A 17734-nucleotide genomic window follows, 5' to 3' on the forward strand; every position below is an offset into this window, starting at 1 on the left:
TCCGCATTGGCAATACGTCCGCGCGGATTGTCCTTGGGGGCCAAGGAACTTGTCACCGGCTGATACGGCCGCGCCGATCGGACCCGTACGACGCGGACAATGTTCACCGGCGGCCTGCGCGAGCACTCACCGCGGTGACAAAAACCGGTTTCCCGGCTCGCGCGCGTGTGCCGACAACGCGCGGCCGCCTTGACCGGCAGGGGGGCCGGTTCTAGGTTCCGCGAATGCCCGAGTGCGTGACGTTCGACCTGTTCTCCGGCCAGCCGCGCGCCGCGCTGTGGCCGCTGCTCGGGTCGCCGGAACTGTACCCCCGCTTCTTCCGGGGCGTCGGTGCGGTCGAGCGGACGGGCGGCCGGGGACGCCACGCACGCTACCGGATCCGGCTGACGCTCAGCGGACGTCCGGTCGAGCACGAGATGCGGGTGCTGCTGAGCCGCCGCGAGGAACAGCTGGTGCTGGAGACGGTGCCGGACACCGGTGGCTGCCTGTCGGTGCGCCTGTCCGACGCCTCCCCGGGCACCCGGCTCAAGATCATCTACTTCCGGCCGGGCGTGCCGGGCCCGGGCCGCGCCCCCACCGCCGCCGAGGTGCGGTCGTGGGCGCGGGACGGTCTCGATCGGATCGAGCGCCACCTCCGGGAGATCGCGGAACCGTGGCCGCCCGGCCGCGCCCCGTCGACCCGGCAGATCGCCAACACCCTGATCGCGGCGGGCATCCTGGCGCCCGCCCGGCCGGACCGCCTCGTGCGGCAGCTGCGCGCGCTGGTCCAGTGGGGCGCCACCCTGGCCGGTGGGTACACCGCGGCCGCGGCCCGCTCGCCCCGCGGCATCGCGGTGATCGACGACGACGGCGCCCCCACCACGTTCGCCGGGCTGAGCGCCGAGGCGAACCGGCTCGCCGCCGCGCTGCGGGCCGTCGGCGTCGGACCGGACGGCACCGTGGCGATCATGGCGCGCAACCACAGCGCGATGGTGAAGACACTGCTCGCGTGCGGACGGCTGGGCGCGGGCACCGTGCTGCTCAACACCGGCCTGGCCCGGCCGCAGGTGGCCGACGCGGTGGCGCGGCACGACGTGCGCGTGCTGGTGGCCGACGGCGAGTTCGCGCCGCTGGTGGCCGGGCTGCCGCTCACCGCGGTCGTGCTCACCGGCGCCGACGCGGGCCCGGCGGGGCAGCCGACGCTGGCCGAGGTCATCGCCGACACCCCCGACGCCGAGTTCACCCCGCCCGAACGGCCCGCGGCGATCGTCGTCCTCACCTCGGGCACCACCGGCACGCCCAAGGGCGCGCGGCGGCCGACGCCGAAGGGCCTGGGCGCCGCGGTGGCGCTGCTGTCGCGGATTCCGTTGCGGGCGGGGGAACGCATCCTGATGGCCGCCCCGCTGTTCCACACCTGGGGCCTGTCCGCGCTGCAGGTCGGCATGCCGCTGCGGGCGACACTGGTGATGCAGCGCCGGTTCGACCCGGAGGCGTGCCTGCGGGCGATCCAGGACCACCGGTGCACCGCGATGTTCGCGGTTCCGGTGATGCTGCAGCGCATCATGGCGCTGCCGGCGGACGTGCGGGCGCGGTACGACACCAGCGGCCTGCGGATCGTGGCGAGCAGCGGGTCGGCCCTGCCCGTTTCGCTCGTCACGGCGTTCCAGGACGCCTTCGGTGACGTGCTCTACAACTTCTACGGCTCGACCGAGGTGTCGGCGGCCTCCGTCGCCACCCCGGCCGACCTGCGCGCCGCCCCCGCCACCGCCGGATATCCGCCACTGGGCACGCGGCTGGCGGTGCTCGGCCCGGCGGGCGAACCGGTGCCGCCGGGCACGGTCGGCGCCATCTTCGTCGGCAACGACCTGCTCTTCGACGGCTACACGGACGGCACCAGCCGCACGGTCCGCCGCGAGCTGATGGACACCGGCGACCGCGGCTACCTCGACGCCGACGGCCGGTTGTTCGTCGCCGGCCGGGACGACGACATGATCGTCTCCGGCGGGGAGAACGTGTTCCCGCGGCCGGTGGAGGAGGCGCTGACCGAGCTGCCCGGCGTCGCCGACGCGGCCGTGCTCGGCGTGCCCGACGACGAGTTCGGGCAGCGGCTGGTCGCGTTCGTGACGGTGCGGCCGGGGGCCCGGCTCGACGAGGACGTGGTGCGCGCGTACCTGCGCCGCCGGGTCGCGCGGTTCGCGATCCCGCGCGAGGTGGTGTTCGTCGACGAGCTGCCGCGCACGCCGACCGGCAAGGTGCTCAAGCGCCTGCTGCTGGAGGACGCTGGCGGGTGACACCCGCGGAACCGGTATTTCGTCGTTCCGTGACAAGAAAAACCGGTGCCGCCGGAGAACGAACGCGAAGCGTTGTGGCGCTCGTTGACTCGTCGGTAACGTCCTCGCGGTCCGCTACCGGAGGGTTCGATGACGCAAACCCGGTCACGTCGCGCCGCTGTCGCCGCGCTGGGACTGGCTCTCGTGGCCGCCGCGCCGGCGCCCGCGACGACGGCCGTCGCCACCGCGGCCACCCGCGGCGGCACGAGCACGTGCCAGGCCGGGGGACCGGTGGACGTGCCGGTCTCCTTCAGCGCCACGTTCGGCGAAACCGTTGTGCAGGGCGCGAACGTGCCCGTGTCGGCGGCGTCCGTGACCCTCGTCGTGCCGGCCGGGGCGGTCGACGCGTTGCGCGATTCGGGCGCCACGTCGGTGGACGCGTCCGCCGCGGTGGAGCTGAGCGTCACCCAGCAGGCGGGCACCCAGGAACTGACCGTCACCGGACTGTCCACATCGGAGATCCCGCTCCCCGCCGACGGCGAGCTGCGGATCACGCTGCCCGGCCGCGTTCCGCCGATCGCGGCCGGTGCGGGTCCGGTGACGGTCTCCCTCACTTCGCTGGTTCCCAAGCTGGTCGCGCGCGGTGAGACGCTGACCGCCGACCTGGCGTGCACCGCCGACCCGGCGGCGAACGGGGAGCTGGCACGCGTGGCGGTGACCGCGCCCGCCGCGCCACCGGTGCCCGGCGTCACGGCGGACACGCCGCTGCTGACGGCGAAGTTCCTCGTCGACGGCGTCTCACGCATCGCGAAGATGGGTTCGGACCTGGTGCTGGAACAGGGCACGTTCGACGCCGGCCTGTTCCCCGGCGACCTGCCGGACACGATCCGCGTCGAGGGCGAGCTGAACCTGCCGAAGTCGGCCGGCTACTTCGTGGCGTTCCGGTTCATGCCGGTCACCAGCGACGTGGAGCTGCCGCAGGAGGGCAAGGCGACGGGCACGGCGGACATCAGCGGTGGCCTGTTCACCCCCACGATCGACCTGACGGTGCGGGTGAACCTGGTGGTGAGCGACGTGCGGCAGGACGGCGTGCCGATCGCGGTGGGCGCGAACTGCCGGACGGTTTCGCCGCTGGTGATCCCGATGAAGGGACAGACCTCGCTGCTGCCCGGCAGCAAGTCGACGATCGAGTCCACTTTCGACATTCCCGCGTTCTCCGGCTGCGGCGTGAGCGAGGACCTGGACCCGCTGCTGACCGGCCTGATTTCGGGCCCGGGCAACAAGATGACCACGACGCTGACCGCGCAGGGGGTGGGCTGACGTGACCGCCCCCGTCGCCGCCGCCCGGAACGCCGTCGGCGAGTTCGGCAAGCTCTTCGGCCTCGCCCTGGACATCGTCGTCGCCATGTTCAAGCGGCCCTTCCAGGTGCGGGAGTTCGTGCAGCAGTTCTGGTTCGTCGCGAGCGTGTCGATCCTGCCCGCGGCGCTCGTCAGCATCCCGTTCGGTGCCGTCATCACCCTCCAGCTCGGCGGCCTCACCAGCCAGCTGGGCGCCGAGTCGTTCAACGGCGCCGCCAGCGTCCTCGCCGTCATCCAGCAGGCCAGCCCGATCGTCACCACCCTCGTCGTCGCCGGGGCGGGCGGCAGCGCGATCTGCGCCGAACTCGGCTCACGCACCATCCGCGAGGAGATCGACGCCATGGAGGTCCTCGGCGTCTCCCCGATCCAGCGGCTCGTCGTGCCGCGGGTGCTCGCCGCCATGGCCGTCGCCGTGCTGCTCAACGGCATGGTCAGCTTCGTCGGCGTCACCGGCGGCTACGTGTTCAACGTCCTGCTGCAGGACGGCACCCCGGGCGCGTTCCTCGCCAGCTTCTCCGCCCTGGCGCAGCTGCCCGACCTGTGGGTGGGCGAGATCAAGGCGGTGATCTTCGGGTTCCTCGCCGGGCTCGTCGCCTCCTACCGCGGCCTCCACCCCAAGGGCGGCGCCAAGGGCGTGGGGGACGTGGTCAACCAGTCCGTCGTCATCACGTTCCTGCTGCTGTTCTTCGTGAACTTCGTGATCAGCGTGATCTACCTGCGCGTCGTGCCGGCGAAGGGAGCCTGAGGCAGTGACCCACCGGTTGCTCAACCCGGAGCGCCCGATGAACGGCCTGGTGCGCCTGGGCGATCAGCTCGCCTTCTACCTGCGCGCCCTGGCCTGGACGCCCCGCACGCTCACCCGCTACGGCCGCGAGGTGATCCGCCTGCTCGCCGAGGTCGCGTTCGGCAGCGGCGCGCTCGCCGTCATCGGCGGCACGATCGGCGTGATGGTCGGCATGTGCGTGTTCACCGGCACGGTCGTCGGCCTGCAGGGCTTCTCCGCGCTCGACCAGCTGGGCACGTCGGCCTTCGCCGGGTTCCTCTCGGCCTACTTCAACACCCGCGAGATCGCCCCGCTGGTCGCCGCGCTCGCGCTGTCGTCCACCGTCGGCTCCGGGTTCACCGCCCAGCTCGGCGCGATGCGGATCGCCGAGGAGATCGACGCGCTCGAGGTGATGGCCGTGCGCAGCATGCCCTACCTGGTGACCACCCGGATCGTCGCCGGGTTCGTCGCGATCATCCCGCTGTACGTGATCGGCCTGCTGACCTCCTACCTCGCGGCCCGCACGATCACCGTCACCGTCTACGGCCAGTCCGGCGGCACCTACGACCACTACTTCAGCCTGTTCCTGCCGCCCGAGGACGTGCTCTGGTCGTTTCTCAAGGTGATGGTGTTCAGCGTCGCGATCATCCTCACGCACTGCTTCTACGGCTACCGCGCCGGCGGCGGCCCGGCCGGGGTGGGGGTCGCGGTGGGCCGCTCGGTGCGCACCTCGATCGTCGTGGTCAGCGTGCTCGACTTCTTCCTCAGCCTGGCGATCTGGGGCGCCACCACGACCGTGCGGGTGGCCGGATGAGCGAGCGACGCAGACGCCTGGTGTTCGGCGCGCTCGGGCTGGTGTTCCTCGCGCTGCTCGGCGCGATGGGCTGGTTCGCGGTCGCCGTCTACCGCAAGACCTTCAGCTCCGCCGTCCCGGTGGTGCTGCGGGCCGAGCGGGCCGGCACCCAGCTGAAGGAGAACGCCGACGTCAAGGTGCGCGGGGTCCTCGTCGGATCGGTGCGCTCGATCGAGGTCCGGCCCGGCTGGGTCGACGTCGAGCTGGCCATGGACCCGGACCGCATCTCCGGCATCCCGTCCAACGTGTCCGCCCGGCTGCTGCCGAAGACGTTGTTCGGTCAGCGTTACGTCAGCCTGGTGATCCCGCCGGAGCCCGCGCCGCGCGCGCTGTCCGCCGGTGCGGTGATCCAGGAGGACCGCAGCACCCAGGCGGTCGAGGTGGAGCAGGCGCTGCGTGATCTGCTGCCGGTGCTGCAGGCCGTGCAGCCGCAGAAGCTCGCGAGCACGCTCGGCGCGGTGTCGCAGGCGCTGGAAGGCCGCGGCCCCGAGCTGGGCACGACGCTGGTGGCGCTCGGCGACTACCTGGGCCGGCTCAACCCGGAGGTGCCGGCGCTGCGCACCGCGATCACCAAGCTCGCCGACACCGTGCGGACCTACACCACCGCCGCGCCGGACCTGGTGGACGCGATGGCCGATCTGCGCGCCACCGCGGCCACCCTGACCCGGCAGCAGCAGGACCTCGCCGCGCTGTTCGGCACGGTCACCGCCGCCGCCTCCGACGCGCGGGGCTTCCTGGACGCCAACGACGACACGCTGGTCGACCTGTCCGCGGACAGCAGGCCGGTGCTCGACCTGCTCGCCGAGTACAGCCCGGAGATCCCGTGCGTGGCCGACGCGGCCGCCCGGTTGAAACCGGTCGTCGAGCGAGCCCTGGGGGTGGGCACGGCCGAACCCGGCCTGCACGTGGACCTGACGGTGCGGCCGCCGAGGCAGGGCGGCGCCCCGCCGCCCGCGGCGGACGGACCGCGGTGCCCGGCGGCCGGGTCGGCCGCGCCCGGGGCGGACACCCCGGCCGCGCAGCGGTTCCTGTCCGAGCTGCTCGCCCCGGTGCTGGGGGAGCGGCCGTCCGAGATCCCCGGCTGGAGCGGGCTGCTGATGAACCCGCTGCTGCGTGGCGCGGAGGTGACGCTGAAATGATCCGACCGCTGGTCAAGGGCCTGATCTTCGCGGTCGTCACGGTGCTGGCGACCGGGCTCCTGGCGATCACGATCGCCAACCGCGGCGACGGCGGCACGGTCACTTACCGCGCCTGGTTCAGCGACGTCACCTCGCTCAACCCCGGCGACGACGTGCGCATGGCCGGGGTGCGCATCGGGCAGGTCACCGGCATCGAGATCGTGGACCGCCGCATCGCCGAGGTGTCGTTCTCGGTGGACCGCGACCGCACGCTCAGCGCGACGGTCACCGCGGCGGTGAAGTACCGCAACCTGATCGGCCAGCGGTACATCACGCTCGACCAGGGCACCGGTACCGGGCGCCTGGAGCCGGGCGGACTGATCCCGCTCGACCGCACCCGGCCCGCGCTGGACCTGACCGCGGTGTTCAACGGGTTCAAGCCGCTGTTCCAGGCGCTGTCCCCGCAGGACGTCAACCAGCTCGCGGGCGAGATCGTGCAGGTGCTGCAGGGCGAGGGCGGCACGGTCGCGGACCTGTTGCGGCACACCGCGTCGCTGACGTCCTCGCTCGCCGGCCAGGACCAGGTGATCGGCCAGGTGATCACGAACCTCAACCAGGTGCTCGACCGCGTCAACGCGCGTGACGGGCAGCTCGCGCAGCTGCTCGACGCGACCCAGCAGCTGGTGTCCGGTCTCGCCGCGAACTCCGGCGCGATCGGCGGCGCCATCGACGGCATCGGCGAGCTCACCACCGCCACCGCCGGGCTCGTCCGGGACGCGCGGGAACCACTCCGCAACGACATCGACGCGCTGGAGAAACTGGCGCGCACCCTGGGCGACAACACCCCCGAGTTCGAGCGGTTCCTGAACAACCTGCCCGTCAAGTACGAGGCGATCGGCCGCATCGCCTCCTACGGCTCGTGGCTGAACTTCTACCTGTGCTCGGTGCGCTCCGACGCCACCCCCGCGCCCGGCGGCGGCCCGGTCGGCGTGCCGGTGACCTAGGCGAGGTGCCGTCGATGAAGTCGTTCCGGTCGCGCAACTCCTTCCGGCTCGGGCTCGCCGGGCTGGCCCTGATGCTCGTGCTCGGCGCGCTCACCCTGTTCTGGGACCGGCTGCCCGCGCTGGGCGGCACCACCTACACCGCGGAGTTCACCGAGGCCGCCGGGCTCAAGAGCGGCGACGAGGTGCGGGTCGCGGGCGCGAAGGTCGGCGAGGTCACCGGCGTCTCGCTGGACGGCGACCACGTCAAGGTCACCTTCCGCGTCGACGACACGTGGGTCGGCGACGAGAGCACCGTCTCGGTGCGCATCAAGACGTTGCTGGGCGCCAAGAACCTCGCGCTCGACCCGCGCGGCGAGCGCGACCAGGACCCGGACCAGCCCATCCCGCGCAGCCGCACGGTCATCCCGTACGACGTCAACGACGCCTTCGCCGACCTGGCCCGCACCACCGGTGAACTCGACACCGGCCAGCTCGCGGCGAGCTTCCGCACGCTCGCGCAGACCTTCGACGCCGCCACCCCGCAGGACGTCCGGTCCGCTTTGGACGGTCTGGCCGCGTTGTCGGAAACCATTTCCTCGCGCGACACCCAGCTCAAGCAGCTGCTGGACGGCACCGCGCAACTCAGCGGCACGGTCGCCGAACGCACCGACCGGCTCGCCCGCCTGATCACCGACGGGAACGTGCTGCTGACCGAGTTCGACCAGCGCCGGGCCGCGATCGACCAGCTGCTGCGCGGCACCCGGGACCTGGCCCAGCAGGTGCGCGGCCTGATCGACGAGAACACCGCGCAGCTCGGCCCCGCGCTGGAACAGCTCGACCGGGTCACCGACGTGCTGCAGCGCAACCAGGCCACGCTGGATCGCAGCCTGAGCCTGTCCGGCCCGTTCTACCGGCTGCTGGGCGACGCGCTCGGCAACGGCGCCTGGATCGACACCTACCTGTGCGGGCTCATCGTCCCCGCGGACGGCAGCCCGTGCATGCCACCGAAACCGGGAGGAGGTGGCTGATGGCGATGTCCCGTCTGGGCAGGTGGCTGCGCTGGGGCGTGCTCGTCGTGATCCTCGCGACGCTGGCCACCGCGATCGTGATCGTCGTGCGGGACAGCGCGCGCGGCAAGCACCTCACCGCGTACTTCACCGCGGCCGTCGGGATCTACCCCGGTTCGGAGGTGCGGATCCTCGGCGTCCCGGTGGGTACCGTGGACACCGTCGAACCACAGGGGCAGCAGGTCAAGGTGGTCTTCACCGTCGACCGCGGCATCCGGGTGCCCGCCGACGCCGCCGCGCTGGTCGTGACGCCGAGCCTGGTCAGCGACCGGTACGTGCAGCTCGCGCCGGTCTACCGCGGCGGGCCGGAGATCGCCGACGGGACGGTCATCCCGGTGGCGCGCACCGCGGTGCCGGTCGAGCTGGACCAGCTGTTCGCGAGCCTGGACCGGCTGACGACCGCGCTGGGACCGCAGGGCGCCAACAGTGGCGGCGCGCTGTCGGAGCTGCTGAGCAGCGCGGCGGAGGACCTCACGGGCAACGGCGCCCAGCTCGGCGAGATGATCCGGCAGCTCGGCCAGGCGGCCACGACGCTGAGCGGGTCGCGCGACGACCTGTTCGCCACCGTCGACAACCTGCAGCGGTTCACCACGATGCTGGCGGACAACGACGACCAGGTGGGCCGGCTGGCCGATCTGCTGGCGCAGGTGTCGGCGTTCCTGGCCTCCGAACGGGACGTCTTCGGCGCGTCGCTGGACGAACTGGCCTCGGCGCTCGGTCAGATCCAGCAGTTCGTGCGGGACAACCGCGGCCGCGTGAAGTCCAATGTGGACAAGCTGATGGGGACCACGCAGGTGCTGGCGAACCAGCGCGCCGCGCTGTCCGAGGCGCTGACCGCGGCGCCGGAGGCGCTGAACCGGCTGCTCGCCGCCTACGACCCGGCCAACTCGACGATCTACAGCCGCGCCGACCTCAACGAGTTCAGCATGGGCCCGGTCCTGCCGCTGGGAGGCAGCCGATGAAGCGGATGTCCCTGGCGCTGCTGTCCGTGCTGGCGCTGCTGGCCGGCTGCTCGTTCGGCGGGCTCTACGACACGCCGTTGCCCGGCGGCGCGGACCTCGGCGACCACCCGTACCGGGTCACCGTCGGGTTCCGCGACGTGCTCGACCTCGTGCCGCAGTCCGCGGTGCAGGTCGGTGACGTGCCGGTCGGCCGGGTCGAGCGGATCGAGTTGTCCGCCGACGGCCGCACCGCGCAGGTCACGCTGCTGGTCAACGGCACGGTGCGGCTGCCGGCGAACGCGGAGGCGTGGTTGCGGCAGAGCAGCCTGCTGGGGGAGAAGTTCGTCGAGCTGGGGCCGCCCGCGGCCGGTGAACCGCAGGGCAGCCTCGCCGACGGCGCCCGCATCCCGGTCGAGCGGACCAACCGCAACCCGCAGGTCGAGGAGGTGCTCGGCGCGTTGTCGATGCTGCTCAACGGCGGCGGCGTGGGCCAGCTGCAGCAGATCAGCCGCGAGCTGAACGCCGCACTGGGTGGGAACGAGGCGGAGATCCGCGACCTGCTGACCGAGGTGAACACCTTCGTCGGCGGGCTGGACCAGCACCGCGCCGAGATCACCCGCGCGCTGACCGGCATCGAGGCGCTGTCCGCGTCGCTGTCCGCGCGCCGGGACCAGATCACCGGGGTGCTGGACGACCTCGGGCCCGGCATCGACGTGCTGGCGCGGCAGCGTGAGCAGCTGGTCACCATGCTGACCTCGCTCGACCACCTCTCCGGCGTCGCCGTCGATACCGTCAACCGCGGCAAGGACGACCTGATCGCCGACCTGCGGGCGCTGGAACCGACGCTGCGCCAGCTCACCGTGGCCGGGCAGCAGCTGCCGGAGGCGATGGAGATGCTGCTGACCTTCCCGTTCCCGGATGCCGCGCTGGACGCCATCAAGGGCGACTACCTCAACCTGTACCTGGACTTCGACGCCCAGACCTCGGGTGCGCAGTCCGTGCCGCTGCCGCTGGGTGGGGGTTCCTAGATGCTGACCCGCAAGGTGCGTGTGCAGGTCATCGTGTTCGCCTTGATCGCGCTGGCCGGGATCACCTACGTCGGCGCCCGCTACGCCGGGCTGGACCGGCTCTTCGGCGGCGGCGGGTACGTGGTGCGCGTGGAACTGGCCGACTCCGGCGGCATCTTCACCAATGCCGAGGTCACCTACAACGGCGTGCCGATCGGCCGGGTCGGGGAGCTGCGGCTCACCGACACCGGGCTGGAGGCCGACCTGCGCATCGACGACGGCACCCCGCCGGTGCCCGCGGACGTCGAGGCGGTGGTGACCAACCGGTCGGCGGTGGGGGAGCAGTACGTCGACCTGCGGCCCCGCAGCTCGGGCGGCCCGGTGCTGGCCGACGGCTCGGTGATCGCGCGGCCGCGCACCCGGCTGCCGCTGCCGAACGAGCAGCTGGTGCTGAACCTGGACCGCCTGGTGGCGTCGGTGCCGCGGGACGACCTGCGCTCGGTGGTCGACGAACTGTACGAGGCGACGCTCGGCACCGGCCCGAGCCTGCAGGCCCTGCTCGACGCGACGGCCGCGTTCACCCGATCGGCGTCGGACCACCTGCCTCAGACCATCCAGCTGATCACCGACGCGGACACCGTGCTGACCACGCAGATCGAGAACTCCGCCGCGATCACGGCGTTCGGCGCGGACGCCAAGCGCATCGCCGAGACGCTGCGGAACTCGGACGCGGACCTGTCGGCGATCCTGTCGTCGGCGCCCCCGGCCGCGGAGCAGATCAGCGGCCTGCTGCGCGAAACCGGCCCGAACCTGACCACGTTGCTGGCGAACCTGCTGACCACGTCGCAGGTGCTGCTCGCCCACCGCGACGGAGTGGAGGAGCTGCTGGTGGCCGCGCCCGCGGCGATCGAGGCCGGGAGCACGGTCATCACGGGTGATTCGGCGGGGTTCGGCCTGGCGACGACGTTCTTCGATCCGCTGCCGTGCACCGCCGGGTACGAGGGCACCCGGTACCGCAACGGCCTGGACACCACACCCGCGCCGCTGAACACGGCGGCCGGGTGCCGACGCTGAGGAGAGGGTTGCCGTGAGAGCTGTGTTGATCGCCGGCGCGCTGGCCGGGATGGCGGTGTTGGCCGGGTGCGGGCCGGAGCGGGCCGCACCGGAGGAGAACGCCGCCGCGATCACCTGGTCGGAGCACGTGTGCGCGGCCGTCCGCGACGGCGGGGCGAAGCTGTCGCAGCTGCCCGGGGTGGACGCCTCGGACGCCGGCAAGGCGCGGGAGGGCCTGGTCACCTACCTGGCGTCGCTGTCGCAGGCCCTGACCGACCTGGGCCACGGCATCACGAGGGAGGGTCCGCCTCCGGTGACGGACGGCCAGGCCACGGTGGACCGGGCGATGGACACCCTGAACGCGACGAAGTCCTCGGTGGACGCCGCCCGCGCCGCCCTGGAGTCGGCGCCGATCACCGACCAGGCGAGTTTCGAGCAGGCGGTCCGCGGCGCCGGCGACGCCTTCGCCCACCTCGGCACCGCCACGGAAGGCCCCACCAAGGACCTCACGAACAACCCCGAACTCGCCAAGGCATTCGAGAAGGCCCCAACCTGCCAAGCCCTGGACGGCGCATAACAAAACAACACAACCGCCACCCGGCAACGCAAAGCAACAACCCCCCGAACCACTCCGCCTCCCGCACCCGATCCCCAGCCCACATCGGTTGCCGAGCAGCGGGGTCAAGGTACTCTTTCCCGCCTTGACGCCGCTTCTCGGCAACCGAACACTGAGAGATCGGGTTCGGGAGGGCACCCAATCGGGGCGTAGCGAAGCGAAGCTGGCGCAGTAGATACCTGCGTAGCGCAAAACACCCGCGTAGCGGCTACGAGACCCCCAACAACCGAGCCGCCCGCAGCGCGATCTCCAGATCCGACCGGCTCTCCGGATCGTTCAACCGCTCCCCGAACAGCTCCTCCAGCTGCCGCATCCGGTACCGCACGGTCTGCGGGTGCACGCCCAGCCGGTCCGCCATGTCCGGCGCCGTCCCGCTGGACTGCAGCCAGGCCAGCAACGTCTGCCCCAGCCGCGTCCGTTGCTTGTCGGTCAGCCCGTTCAGCGGCGCGAGACAGCGCCGGATCAGCTCCTTGACGAGGAACTCGTCCGACAGCAGCCACAACGTCGCCAGGTGATCGGTCGCGCGCGCCAGCGGCGGCGCCTCGATCACCCCGCGCCGGGCCAGATCCACCGTGCGCCGCGCCCAGCGCAGCGACATCGCCGCGTCGCCCAGTTTCACCTCGGGCCCGATCACCGCGCGCCACCCGGCCAGCGCCGGTTCCAGCGAGCCCGCCGTGACCAGGTCCGGGTCGGCCAGCAGGCACGGCTGCGGCCCCTCCAGATCCATCAGCACCTCGCTGTCCAGCGACGGCGGCTCGCGGTGGTGCTGATCGGCGCGCGGTTCCAGGGCGACCGCAACGACCCGGTCCGGCAGCCGCCACCCGGCGGTCGCGGCCAGGCGGGCGATCGCCTTCGGGGACGCGGGCGGGTCGGCCATGATCAGTTCCAGCAGCTGGCGCCGCTGCCGCGCCCGCGTGCCGGCGGCCCGTTTCCGCGCGGCCGCGTACCCCTGCAGCGACAAGGCGGAGATCTCGTCGACGTAGGCGAAGATCGCCTCCGCCCCGACGCACAGGAAGTCCGTCGACAGGCCCAGCGACTGGCTCACCGACGCCACGTACCGCCACGCCACCCGGCCGCCGACGCGGTAGGCGGTCTGCAGCTGGTCCAGCGTGCGGCCCTCGCTGAATTCGACCTTGCCCAGGTGCCGGAACACGCCCATCCACGCCTCCTGCGGCGCGGCGGGGTTGCCGAGGTTGTCCATGCAGTGCCGGACCGCCTGCTGGATGCTGCGCACGATGGTCCGGCCGAACGGACCCTCCAGCGGCCGCGCGTACTCCGGCACGGCGAGCTGGATCTCGCGCAGGATCTCGGCCGTCATCGCGTCGGCGTGCGGCCGGAACGCCTTCGCCAGCTCACGCGGCAGCGAGGCCCACAGCCTGCTGGCGCGTCCGATGCCCGCGGTGAACTCCGGCTCGTTCTGGCGCTGCCGCGGGGGGAGTCCCGGCGCGCGGGGCGGTCTCCGGGAGACGTTCTGCCGCACGGTGTTCCCGTGCCGGTAACCGGCATCGGTGGTCATGACTACCTCTTCGTCGGGAGGACCAACATCGCACCACGTCCGGTGCTTGGCAAGGATCTCTTGCGTGCGCGGAGCAACCGCGCGAAGCGATCGGCCCAGCGCACCGCACGCGGATGAGTGCCGGCGCCTCGTTTTCCCTCACCCACGTGACAAATCCGCGCGCTCACGGCCGGTCACCCCGCGCGGCGAGGCGTTGCGCGCGCAACGCCAGGTGCATGCTGAACCGGTCCTCGCTGTCGTCCAGCCGGTCGCCGAACAGCTCCCGCAGCTGGTGCAGCCGCGCCCGCACGGTCTGCGGGTGCACCTGCAGGCGCTTGGCGATTTCCGGCGCCCCGCCACGGGTTTCCAGCCACGCGAGCAGGGTGTCGCCGAGCCGCTCGCGCTGCTTGCCGCCGAGGGCGTCCAGCGGCCGCAACGCCTGCCGCGCCACCTCGGCGGCGAGGAAGTCCTCACCCAGCAACCACAACGCGGACAGCTGGTCCACGCACCAGGTGATCGGCTCGTCACCGGCGCTCGCGGGCAGCAGCGCGAGCGCGCGCCGGGCGGTGCGGTGCGCGGCCGGCGCGTCGGCGAGCGCGACGGTCGGCGAAACCGCGGCGCGCCAGCCGTTCCAGCGCCCGGTCAGCGGGAACAGGTGCCGTTTGGGGCGGGTGGTCAGCAGGCACGGCCGTGTGCTCTCCAGGTCTACCAGGACCTCGTCGTCCAGCAGCTCCACGGGGAAATCGGCGGTGCCTTCGGCGCGTTCCAGCGCGACGATCGCGGCCTTGTCCGGCAGGGCCCAGCCCGCGCCCCGGGACATGTTCGCAAGTGTTTCCGGCCCGGCGGGGCGGCCGGACAGGATCAGCTCGAGCAGCTGCCGCCGTCGCCGCTCGATGGTGCCGCCGGAACTGGACTGCGCCTCGTGGAACCCGTCGAGCGCGGTGGCCGACAGATCCTCCACATAGGCGAAGATGATTTCCGCCGCGTGGGCCAGCACCTGCGGCGACGCGCCCGCTTTGCGCAGCACCGGCGCGACGTACTGCCACGCCACGCGCGCGCCGATGCGGGCCGCGGCCTGCAGCGCGTCGAGGCTGCGGCCGTCGGCGAACTCCCGCCTGCCGCGCTCGCGGAACAGCTCGATCCAGTCGTGGTGCTTGATCGCGGGGTTGCCGATGCTTTCGATGACGTGCCGCACCGCCTGCTCGACGCCCTCGGTGAAGACCCGGCCGAACGTCCCGGTCAGCGGGCGCGAATAGGCCGGCACCGACCGCTGGACCTCCCGCATGATCGCCGCCGCGAGCCGCCCGGCGTGCGGGCGCAGTTCGACCGCGACCCAGCGCGGGCCGGAGGCGAGCAGCTCCGCGTTCCGGTTCTCTACCAGGACGAACGACCCCCTCTCGTGACGTCGGGCAGTCGTTCATGTTACGGCCGGCGACCGGTCGCGGAAGGAGCCGAACGTCATTCGGTCTGTCCGGCCCGATATTTGTCACGCTGCGACGAAGTCCGGCACCGGATAGGTTGTCCCGCGTGCGAAAGCGGATTCTGATCACCGGCGCCAGCGCCGGGCTCGGCGAGGAGATGGCGCGGCAGTTCGGGGCCCTGGACCGGGATCTGGCCCTGTGCGCGCGGCGGCTTCCGCGGCTCGAAGCGCTGCGTTCGGAAGTGACGGCGGCGCATCCCGGTGTCACAGTAGCGGTTCGCGCCCTGGACGTCACCGACCACGACGCGGTGTTCCGGGTGTTCCGCAAGCTGCGCGACGAGCTGGGCGGGCTGGACCGGATCGTGGTCAACGCGGGGCTGGGCAAGGGGCAGCCGCTGGGCACCGGGTACTTCGCCGCGAACAAGCAGACGGCCGAGGTGAACTTCGTCGCCGCGCTCGCCCAGTGCGAAGCCGCGATGGAGATCTTCCGCGAGCAGGGCGCCGGGCACCTGGTGGTGATCTCGTCGATGAGCGCGATGCGCGGGATGCCGCGGAACCTGACCACCTACGCGGCGACCAAGGCGGGCGTGGCCGCGCTGGCCGAGGGCATCCGCGCCGATGTGCTCGGCACGGACATCCGGGTGACGACGATCTTCCCGGGCTACATCCGCTCCGAGATGAACGCCCGGGTGCGCAGGACTCCGCTGCTGGTGGACACCGAGCCCGGCGTGCGCTCGATGGTGCGGGCCATCGAGCGGGAACGCCCGCACGCCTACACACCGGCCTGGCCGTGGACCCCGCTGAGCTTCGCGATGCGGCACCTGCCACTGCGGCTGCTGGCGAAGGTCACCTGAGCGGCCGGGACCCGCGCCGGGTCCCGGCCGCCGGTCAGCGGGTCAGGAACTGCTCCGGCCGCAGCGCCCGCGCCACGATGCGCGTGTCGCCCAGCCAGCCGTAGTACCCCTGGCCGTACTTCTCCGCGAACTGCGTCCCGCCGAGCGCGAACGGCTTGCCCAGCGTGGTGATGCCTCGCGAGTCCTCGGCGGCGTTGCGGGCGATGCGCGAACCGTCCACGTACACCACCGTGCGGCGGCCGTCGTTGACCACCGCGACGTGTGTCCACCGGCCCACCGGCAGCGCGTGGCTCCACGAGGTCGGGTCGGCGTCCCGGTCCACCGGGTACACCACGAACTGCAGGAAGCGTTCGCCGGAGAGGTTGAGGCTGCACGTCGGCTCGTCGGGCGACCACCCGCTGGTCTTGCCCGCGTCCCCGCTGCGGCCCTCCCAGCTCAGGATCCCCATGAACGCGTGGTCGCCGGTGAACGGGTCGGGCAGCTTGAGGAACGTCTCGATGGTGTAGCCGTTCTCGAAGCGGGCGCGGGTCAGCGGCGCGGTCGCGCTGGTCCGCAGCACCGCGCCCCGGTCCGGGTTCTGGCCGCCGTCGAAGCGCAGGCTCCCGTGGCCGGGCGCGGCGCGGTGATGGTCGGCGGAGAAGGTGAGCACGTCGGCGGGCCCGTCGTGCAGGCGGGTGACCGTGAGGTCGTTGCCGTTGCCGGAGAGGTCCCGCGCGACCGCGCCCGCCGCGACCGGGCGGCCGTCGGCGCCGGTGAGCCCCTCGCCGTCGAACCGCCAGTACGCGACCGTGCCGGGGATGACGACCTGCGCGGCGGGCCGGGCCGGCAGCGGCGCGGGCGGGAACCGGGTGTCGAAGTCGAGTTCGACGGTGAACCGGTCGGTGTCGCCGGTCAGCTCGTGGGTCTCGGCCTCCAGGGCGGTCGGGTTCCGCCGCGCCCGCAGCCACGGGGAGAAGGTGCTGACGTCGATCACGCCGCGAGCCAGGTCGAACGCGTAGTACCGCAGCATGCCCGCGCCGCCGTAGTAGCGGTCCTGGTAGTTGGTGATGTGCAGGTGCACGGGGTGGCCGTGGTCGTTGGTCAGCGTGGTGCGGCCGGTGGGCCAGTAGTGGCCGCCCATGGCGAGGAAGATCTGGTCGTAGCGGCGGATGACCTGGTCCCACAGCCGCTGCCCGTGGTCGGACAGCTGCGCGCCGCCGTCGTCGGTGGGGTAGACGAGGTCGTGGGTGGTGAGGATCGTCGGCAGCCCCCGGTGCGCGTCCAGGACGCCCTTCGTCCAGGCGATCCCGGCGTCGGAGACCCGCCAGTCCAGGGCGAGCAGCAGCCACTGCCGCCCGGCGGCGCGGAAGACGTGGGCGCTGTTGTACCCGTCGGGGGAGCTGCCCTGGTAGGTGCCGGAGCGGGCGAAGCGGCGCGGGCCGAAGGTCTGCAGGTAGGGCGTGTCGCCGCGCTGGTCGTCGCCGGAGACGTCGTGGTTGCCGCCGAGGACGCTGTAGGGCATCCGGCCGTCGATCGCGCGGAAGACGTCGTCGGCCTGGCGCATCTCGGTGGCCGTGCCGTGCTCGGTCACGTCGCCCAGGTGCGCCAGGAAGACGATGCCGTCCTCCCGGCGCCGCTGGACGACGTGGCGGAAGGTCGCGCGGACCGGCTCCGGGTCGGAGCCGCCTTCGTCGAACAGGTACTGCGTGTCGGGCACGACCGCGAGCGTGAACCGCGGGCTGTCGGCGTCGGCCTGGCCGCCGCCCTCGGCCTGAGCGGGCTGGGCGCCGAGCACGGCCGCGGCCGCGACGGGCGTGCCGACGGCCGCCTGCAGCAGCGTCCGGCGAGCGAGACCGGGGGATGGGGATCTGTCGGACATACCGCCTCCTGGGCTGAAAAGTCGCGCCCAGCCTGGTGATCACGTCTGACGTCCCGATGTCGCCCGGCGGAACGGCCCCCGCCCGCCCGGTGAACCTT

15 protein-coding genes are annotated in these 17734 nt (G+C 72.5%); 12 read left to right on the forward strand and 3 right to left on the reverse strand.

The annotated features are described in order from the left end of the window. Positions 1-224: 224 nt before the first annotated feature. From D0D15_RS26110 to D0D15_RS26160, 11 genes are all read left to right on the forward strand, one after another. Positions 225-2270: an AMP-binding protein gene (locus tag D0D15_RS26110; RefSeq protein WP_115944805.1), complete on the forward strand. Its 2046-nt coding sequence runs from the start codon at positions 225-227 to the stop codon at positions 2268-2270. A gap of 129 nt (positions 2271-2399) precedes the next feature. Next, positions 2400-3569: a DUF6801 domain-containing protein gene (locus D0D15_RS26115; protein WP_143266247.1), complete on the forward strand. Its 1170-nt coding sequence runs from the start codon at positions 2400-2402 to the stop codon at positions 3567-3569. A gap of 85 nt (positions 3570-3654) precedes the next feature. After that, positions 3655-4353 (forward strand): MlaE family ABC transporter permease, encoded by a 699-nt coding sequence (locus tag D0D15_RS26120; RefSeq protein ID WP_341867324.1) that lies wholly within the window; start codon positions 3655-3657, stop codon positions 4351-4353. A gap of 37 nt (positions 4354-4390) precedes the next feature. After that, positions 4391-5185, forward strand: coding sequence for an MlaE family ABC transporter permease (locus D0D15_RS26125; protein ID WP_094008468.1), 795 nt, complete (start codon positions 4391-4393; stop codon positions 5183-5185). Continuing rightward, complete coding sequence (locus D0D15_RS26130; RefSeq protein WP_094008432.1) at positions 5182-6363, forward strand: MCE family protein; 1182 nt, start codon at positions 5182-5184, stop codon at positions 6361-6363. Before D0D15_RS26125 ends, D0D15_RS26130 begins: the two co-directional genes overlap by 4 nt. Next, entirely contained in the window at positions 6360-7346 is a 987-nt protein-coding gene (locus D0D15_RS26135) for an MCE family protein (protein WP_115944806.1), read from the forward strand. Before D0D15_RS26130 ends, D0D15_RS26135 begins: the two co-directional genes overlap by 4 nt. A gap of 14 nt (positions 7347-7360) precedes the next feature. Beyond that, positions 7361-8353, forward strand: coding sequence for an MCE family protein (locus tag D0D15_RS26140; RefSeq protein WP_167481564.1), 993 nt, complete (start codon positions 7361-7363; stop codon positions 8351-8353). Beyond that, positions 8353-9354 (forward strand): MCE family protein, encoded by a 1002-nt coding sequence (locus D0D15_RS26145; RefSeq protein ID WP_094008435.1) that lies wholly within the window; start codon positions 8353-8355, stop codon positions 9352-9354. The genes D0D15_RS26140 and D0D15_RS26145 overlap by 1 nt, the downstream gene beginning before the upstream one ends. After that, a complete protein-coding gene (locus D0D15_RS26150) occupies positions 9351-10361 on the forward strand; it encodes an MCE family protein (RefSeq protein ID WP_094008436.1) in 1011 nt (336 codons plus the stop codon). Before D0D15_RS26145 ends, D0D15_RS26150 begins: the two co-directional genes overlap by 4 nt. Beyond that, entirely contained in the window at positions 10362-11414 is a 1053-nt protein-coding gene (locus tag D0D15_RS26155; protein ID WP_094008437.1) for an MCE family protein, read from the forward strand. Positions 11415-11427: 13 nt separating this feature from the next. Continuing rightward, complete coding sequence (locus D0D15_RS26160) at positions 11428-11970, forward strand: hypothetical protein (protein WP_143266248.1); 543 nt, start codon at positions 11428-11430, stop codon at positions 11968-11970. A 247-nt stretch (positions 11971-12217) separates the two neighbouring features. On the opposite strand, the gene D0D15_RS26165 is transcribed toward D0D15_RS26160, so the two are convergent. Together D0D15_RS26165 and D0D15_RS26170 are read right to left on the reverse strand one after the other, a co-directional pair. Then, positions 12218-13525, reverse strand: coding sequence for a PucR family transcriptional regulator (locus tag D0D15_RS26165; RefSeq protein ID WP_094008439.1), 1308 nt, complete (start codon positions 13523-13525; stop codon positions 12218-12220). Positions 13526-13688: 163 nt separating this feature from the next. After that, positions 13689-14789, reverse strand: coding sequence for a PucR family transcriptional regulator (locus D0D15_RS26170; RefSeq protein ID WP_233157498.1), 1101 nt, complete (start codon positions 14787-14789; stop codon positions 13689-13691). Between the two features lie 242 nt (positions 14790-15031). Between D0D15_RS26170 and D0D15_RS26175 the strand changes: the two genes are divergently transcribed. Beyond that, positions 15032-15778, forward strand: a complete 747-nt coding sequence (locus D0D15_RS26175) for an SDR family oxidoreductase (RefSeq protein WP_255407960.1) — start codon at positions 15032-15034, stop codon at positions 15776-15778. A gap of 34 nt (positions 15779-15812) precedes the next feature. On the opposite strand, the gene D0D15_RS26180 is transcribed toward D0D15_RS26175, so the two are convergent. Then, positions 15813-17636, reverse strand: a complete 1824-nt coding sequence (locus tag D0D15_RS26180) for a LamG-like jellyroll fold domain-containing protein (RefSeq protein ID WP_115944807.1) — start codon at positions 17634-17636, stop codon at positions 15813-15815. Positions 17637-17734: the final 98 nt, after the last annotated feature.

The organism is Amycolatopsis thermalba, from assembly GCF_003385215.1.
GTDB classification, from domain to species: Bacteria; Actinomycetota; Actinomycetes; order Mycobacteriales; family Pseudonocardiaceae; genus Amycolatopsis_E; species Amycolatopsis_E thermalba.

Bases quoted from the DNA above. Each gene is read 5' to 3' on its own strand.
- D0D15_RS26110 (WP_115944805.1), top strand. From the start codon at position 225: ATGCCCGAGTGCGTGACGTTCGACCTGTTCTCCGGCCAGCCGCGCGCC.
- D0D15_RS26115 (WP_143266247.1), top strand. From the start codon at position 2,400: ATGACGCAAACCCGGTCACGTCGCGCCGCTGTCGCCGCGCTGGGACTG.
- D0D15_RS26120 (WP_341867324.1), top strand. From the start codon at position 3,655: ATGTTCAAGCGGCCCTTCCAGGTGCGGGAGTTCGTGCAGCAGTTCTGG.
- D0D15_RS26125 (WP_094008468.1), top strand. From the start codon at position 4,391: ATGAACGGCCTGGTGCGCCTGGGCGATCAGCTCGCCTTCTACCTGCGC.
- D0D15_RS26130 (WP_094008432.1), top strand. From the start codon at position 5,182: ATGAGCGAGCGACGCAGACGCCTGGTGTTCGGCGCGCTCGGGCTGGTG.
- D0D15_RS26135 (WP_115944806.1), top strand. From the start codon at position 6,360: ATGATCCGACCGCTGGTCAAGGGCCTGATCTTCGCGGTCGTCACGGTG.
- D0D15_RS26140 (WP_167481564.1), top strand. From the start codon at position 7,361: ATGAAGTCGTTCCGGTCGCGCAACTCCTTCCGGCTCGGGCTCGCCGGG.
- D0D15_RS26145 (WP_094008435.1), top strand. From the start codon at position 8,353: ATGGCGATGTCCCGTCTGGGCAGGTGGCTGCGCTGGGGCGTGCTCGTC.
- D0D15_RS26150 (WP_094008436.1), top strand. From the start codon at position 9,351: ATGAAGCGGATGTCCCTGGCGCTGCTGTCCGTGCTGGCGCTGCTGGCC.
- D0D15_RS26155 (WP_094008437.1), top strand. From the start codon at position 10,362: ATGCTGACCCGCAAGGTGCGTGTGCAGGTCATCGTGTTCGCCTTGATC.
- D0D15_RS26165 (WP_094008439.1), bottom strand. From the start codon at position 13,525: ATGACCACCGATGCCGGTTACCGGCACGGGAACACCGTGCGGCAGAAC.
- D0D15_RS26170 (WP_233157498.1), bottom strand. From the start codon at position 14,789: ATGCGGGAGGTCCAGCGGTCGGTGCCGGCCTATTCGCGCCCGCTGACC.
- D0D15_RS26180 (WP_115944807.1), bottom strand. From the start codon at position 17,636: ATGTCCGACAGATCCCCATCCCCCGGTCTCGCTCGCCGGACGCTGCTG.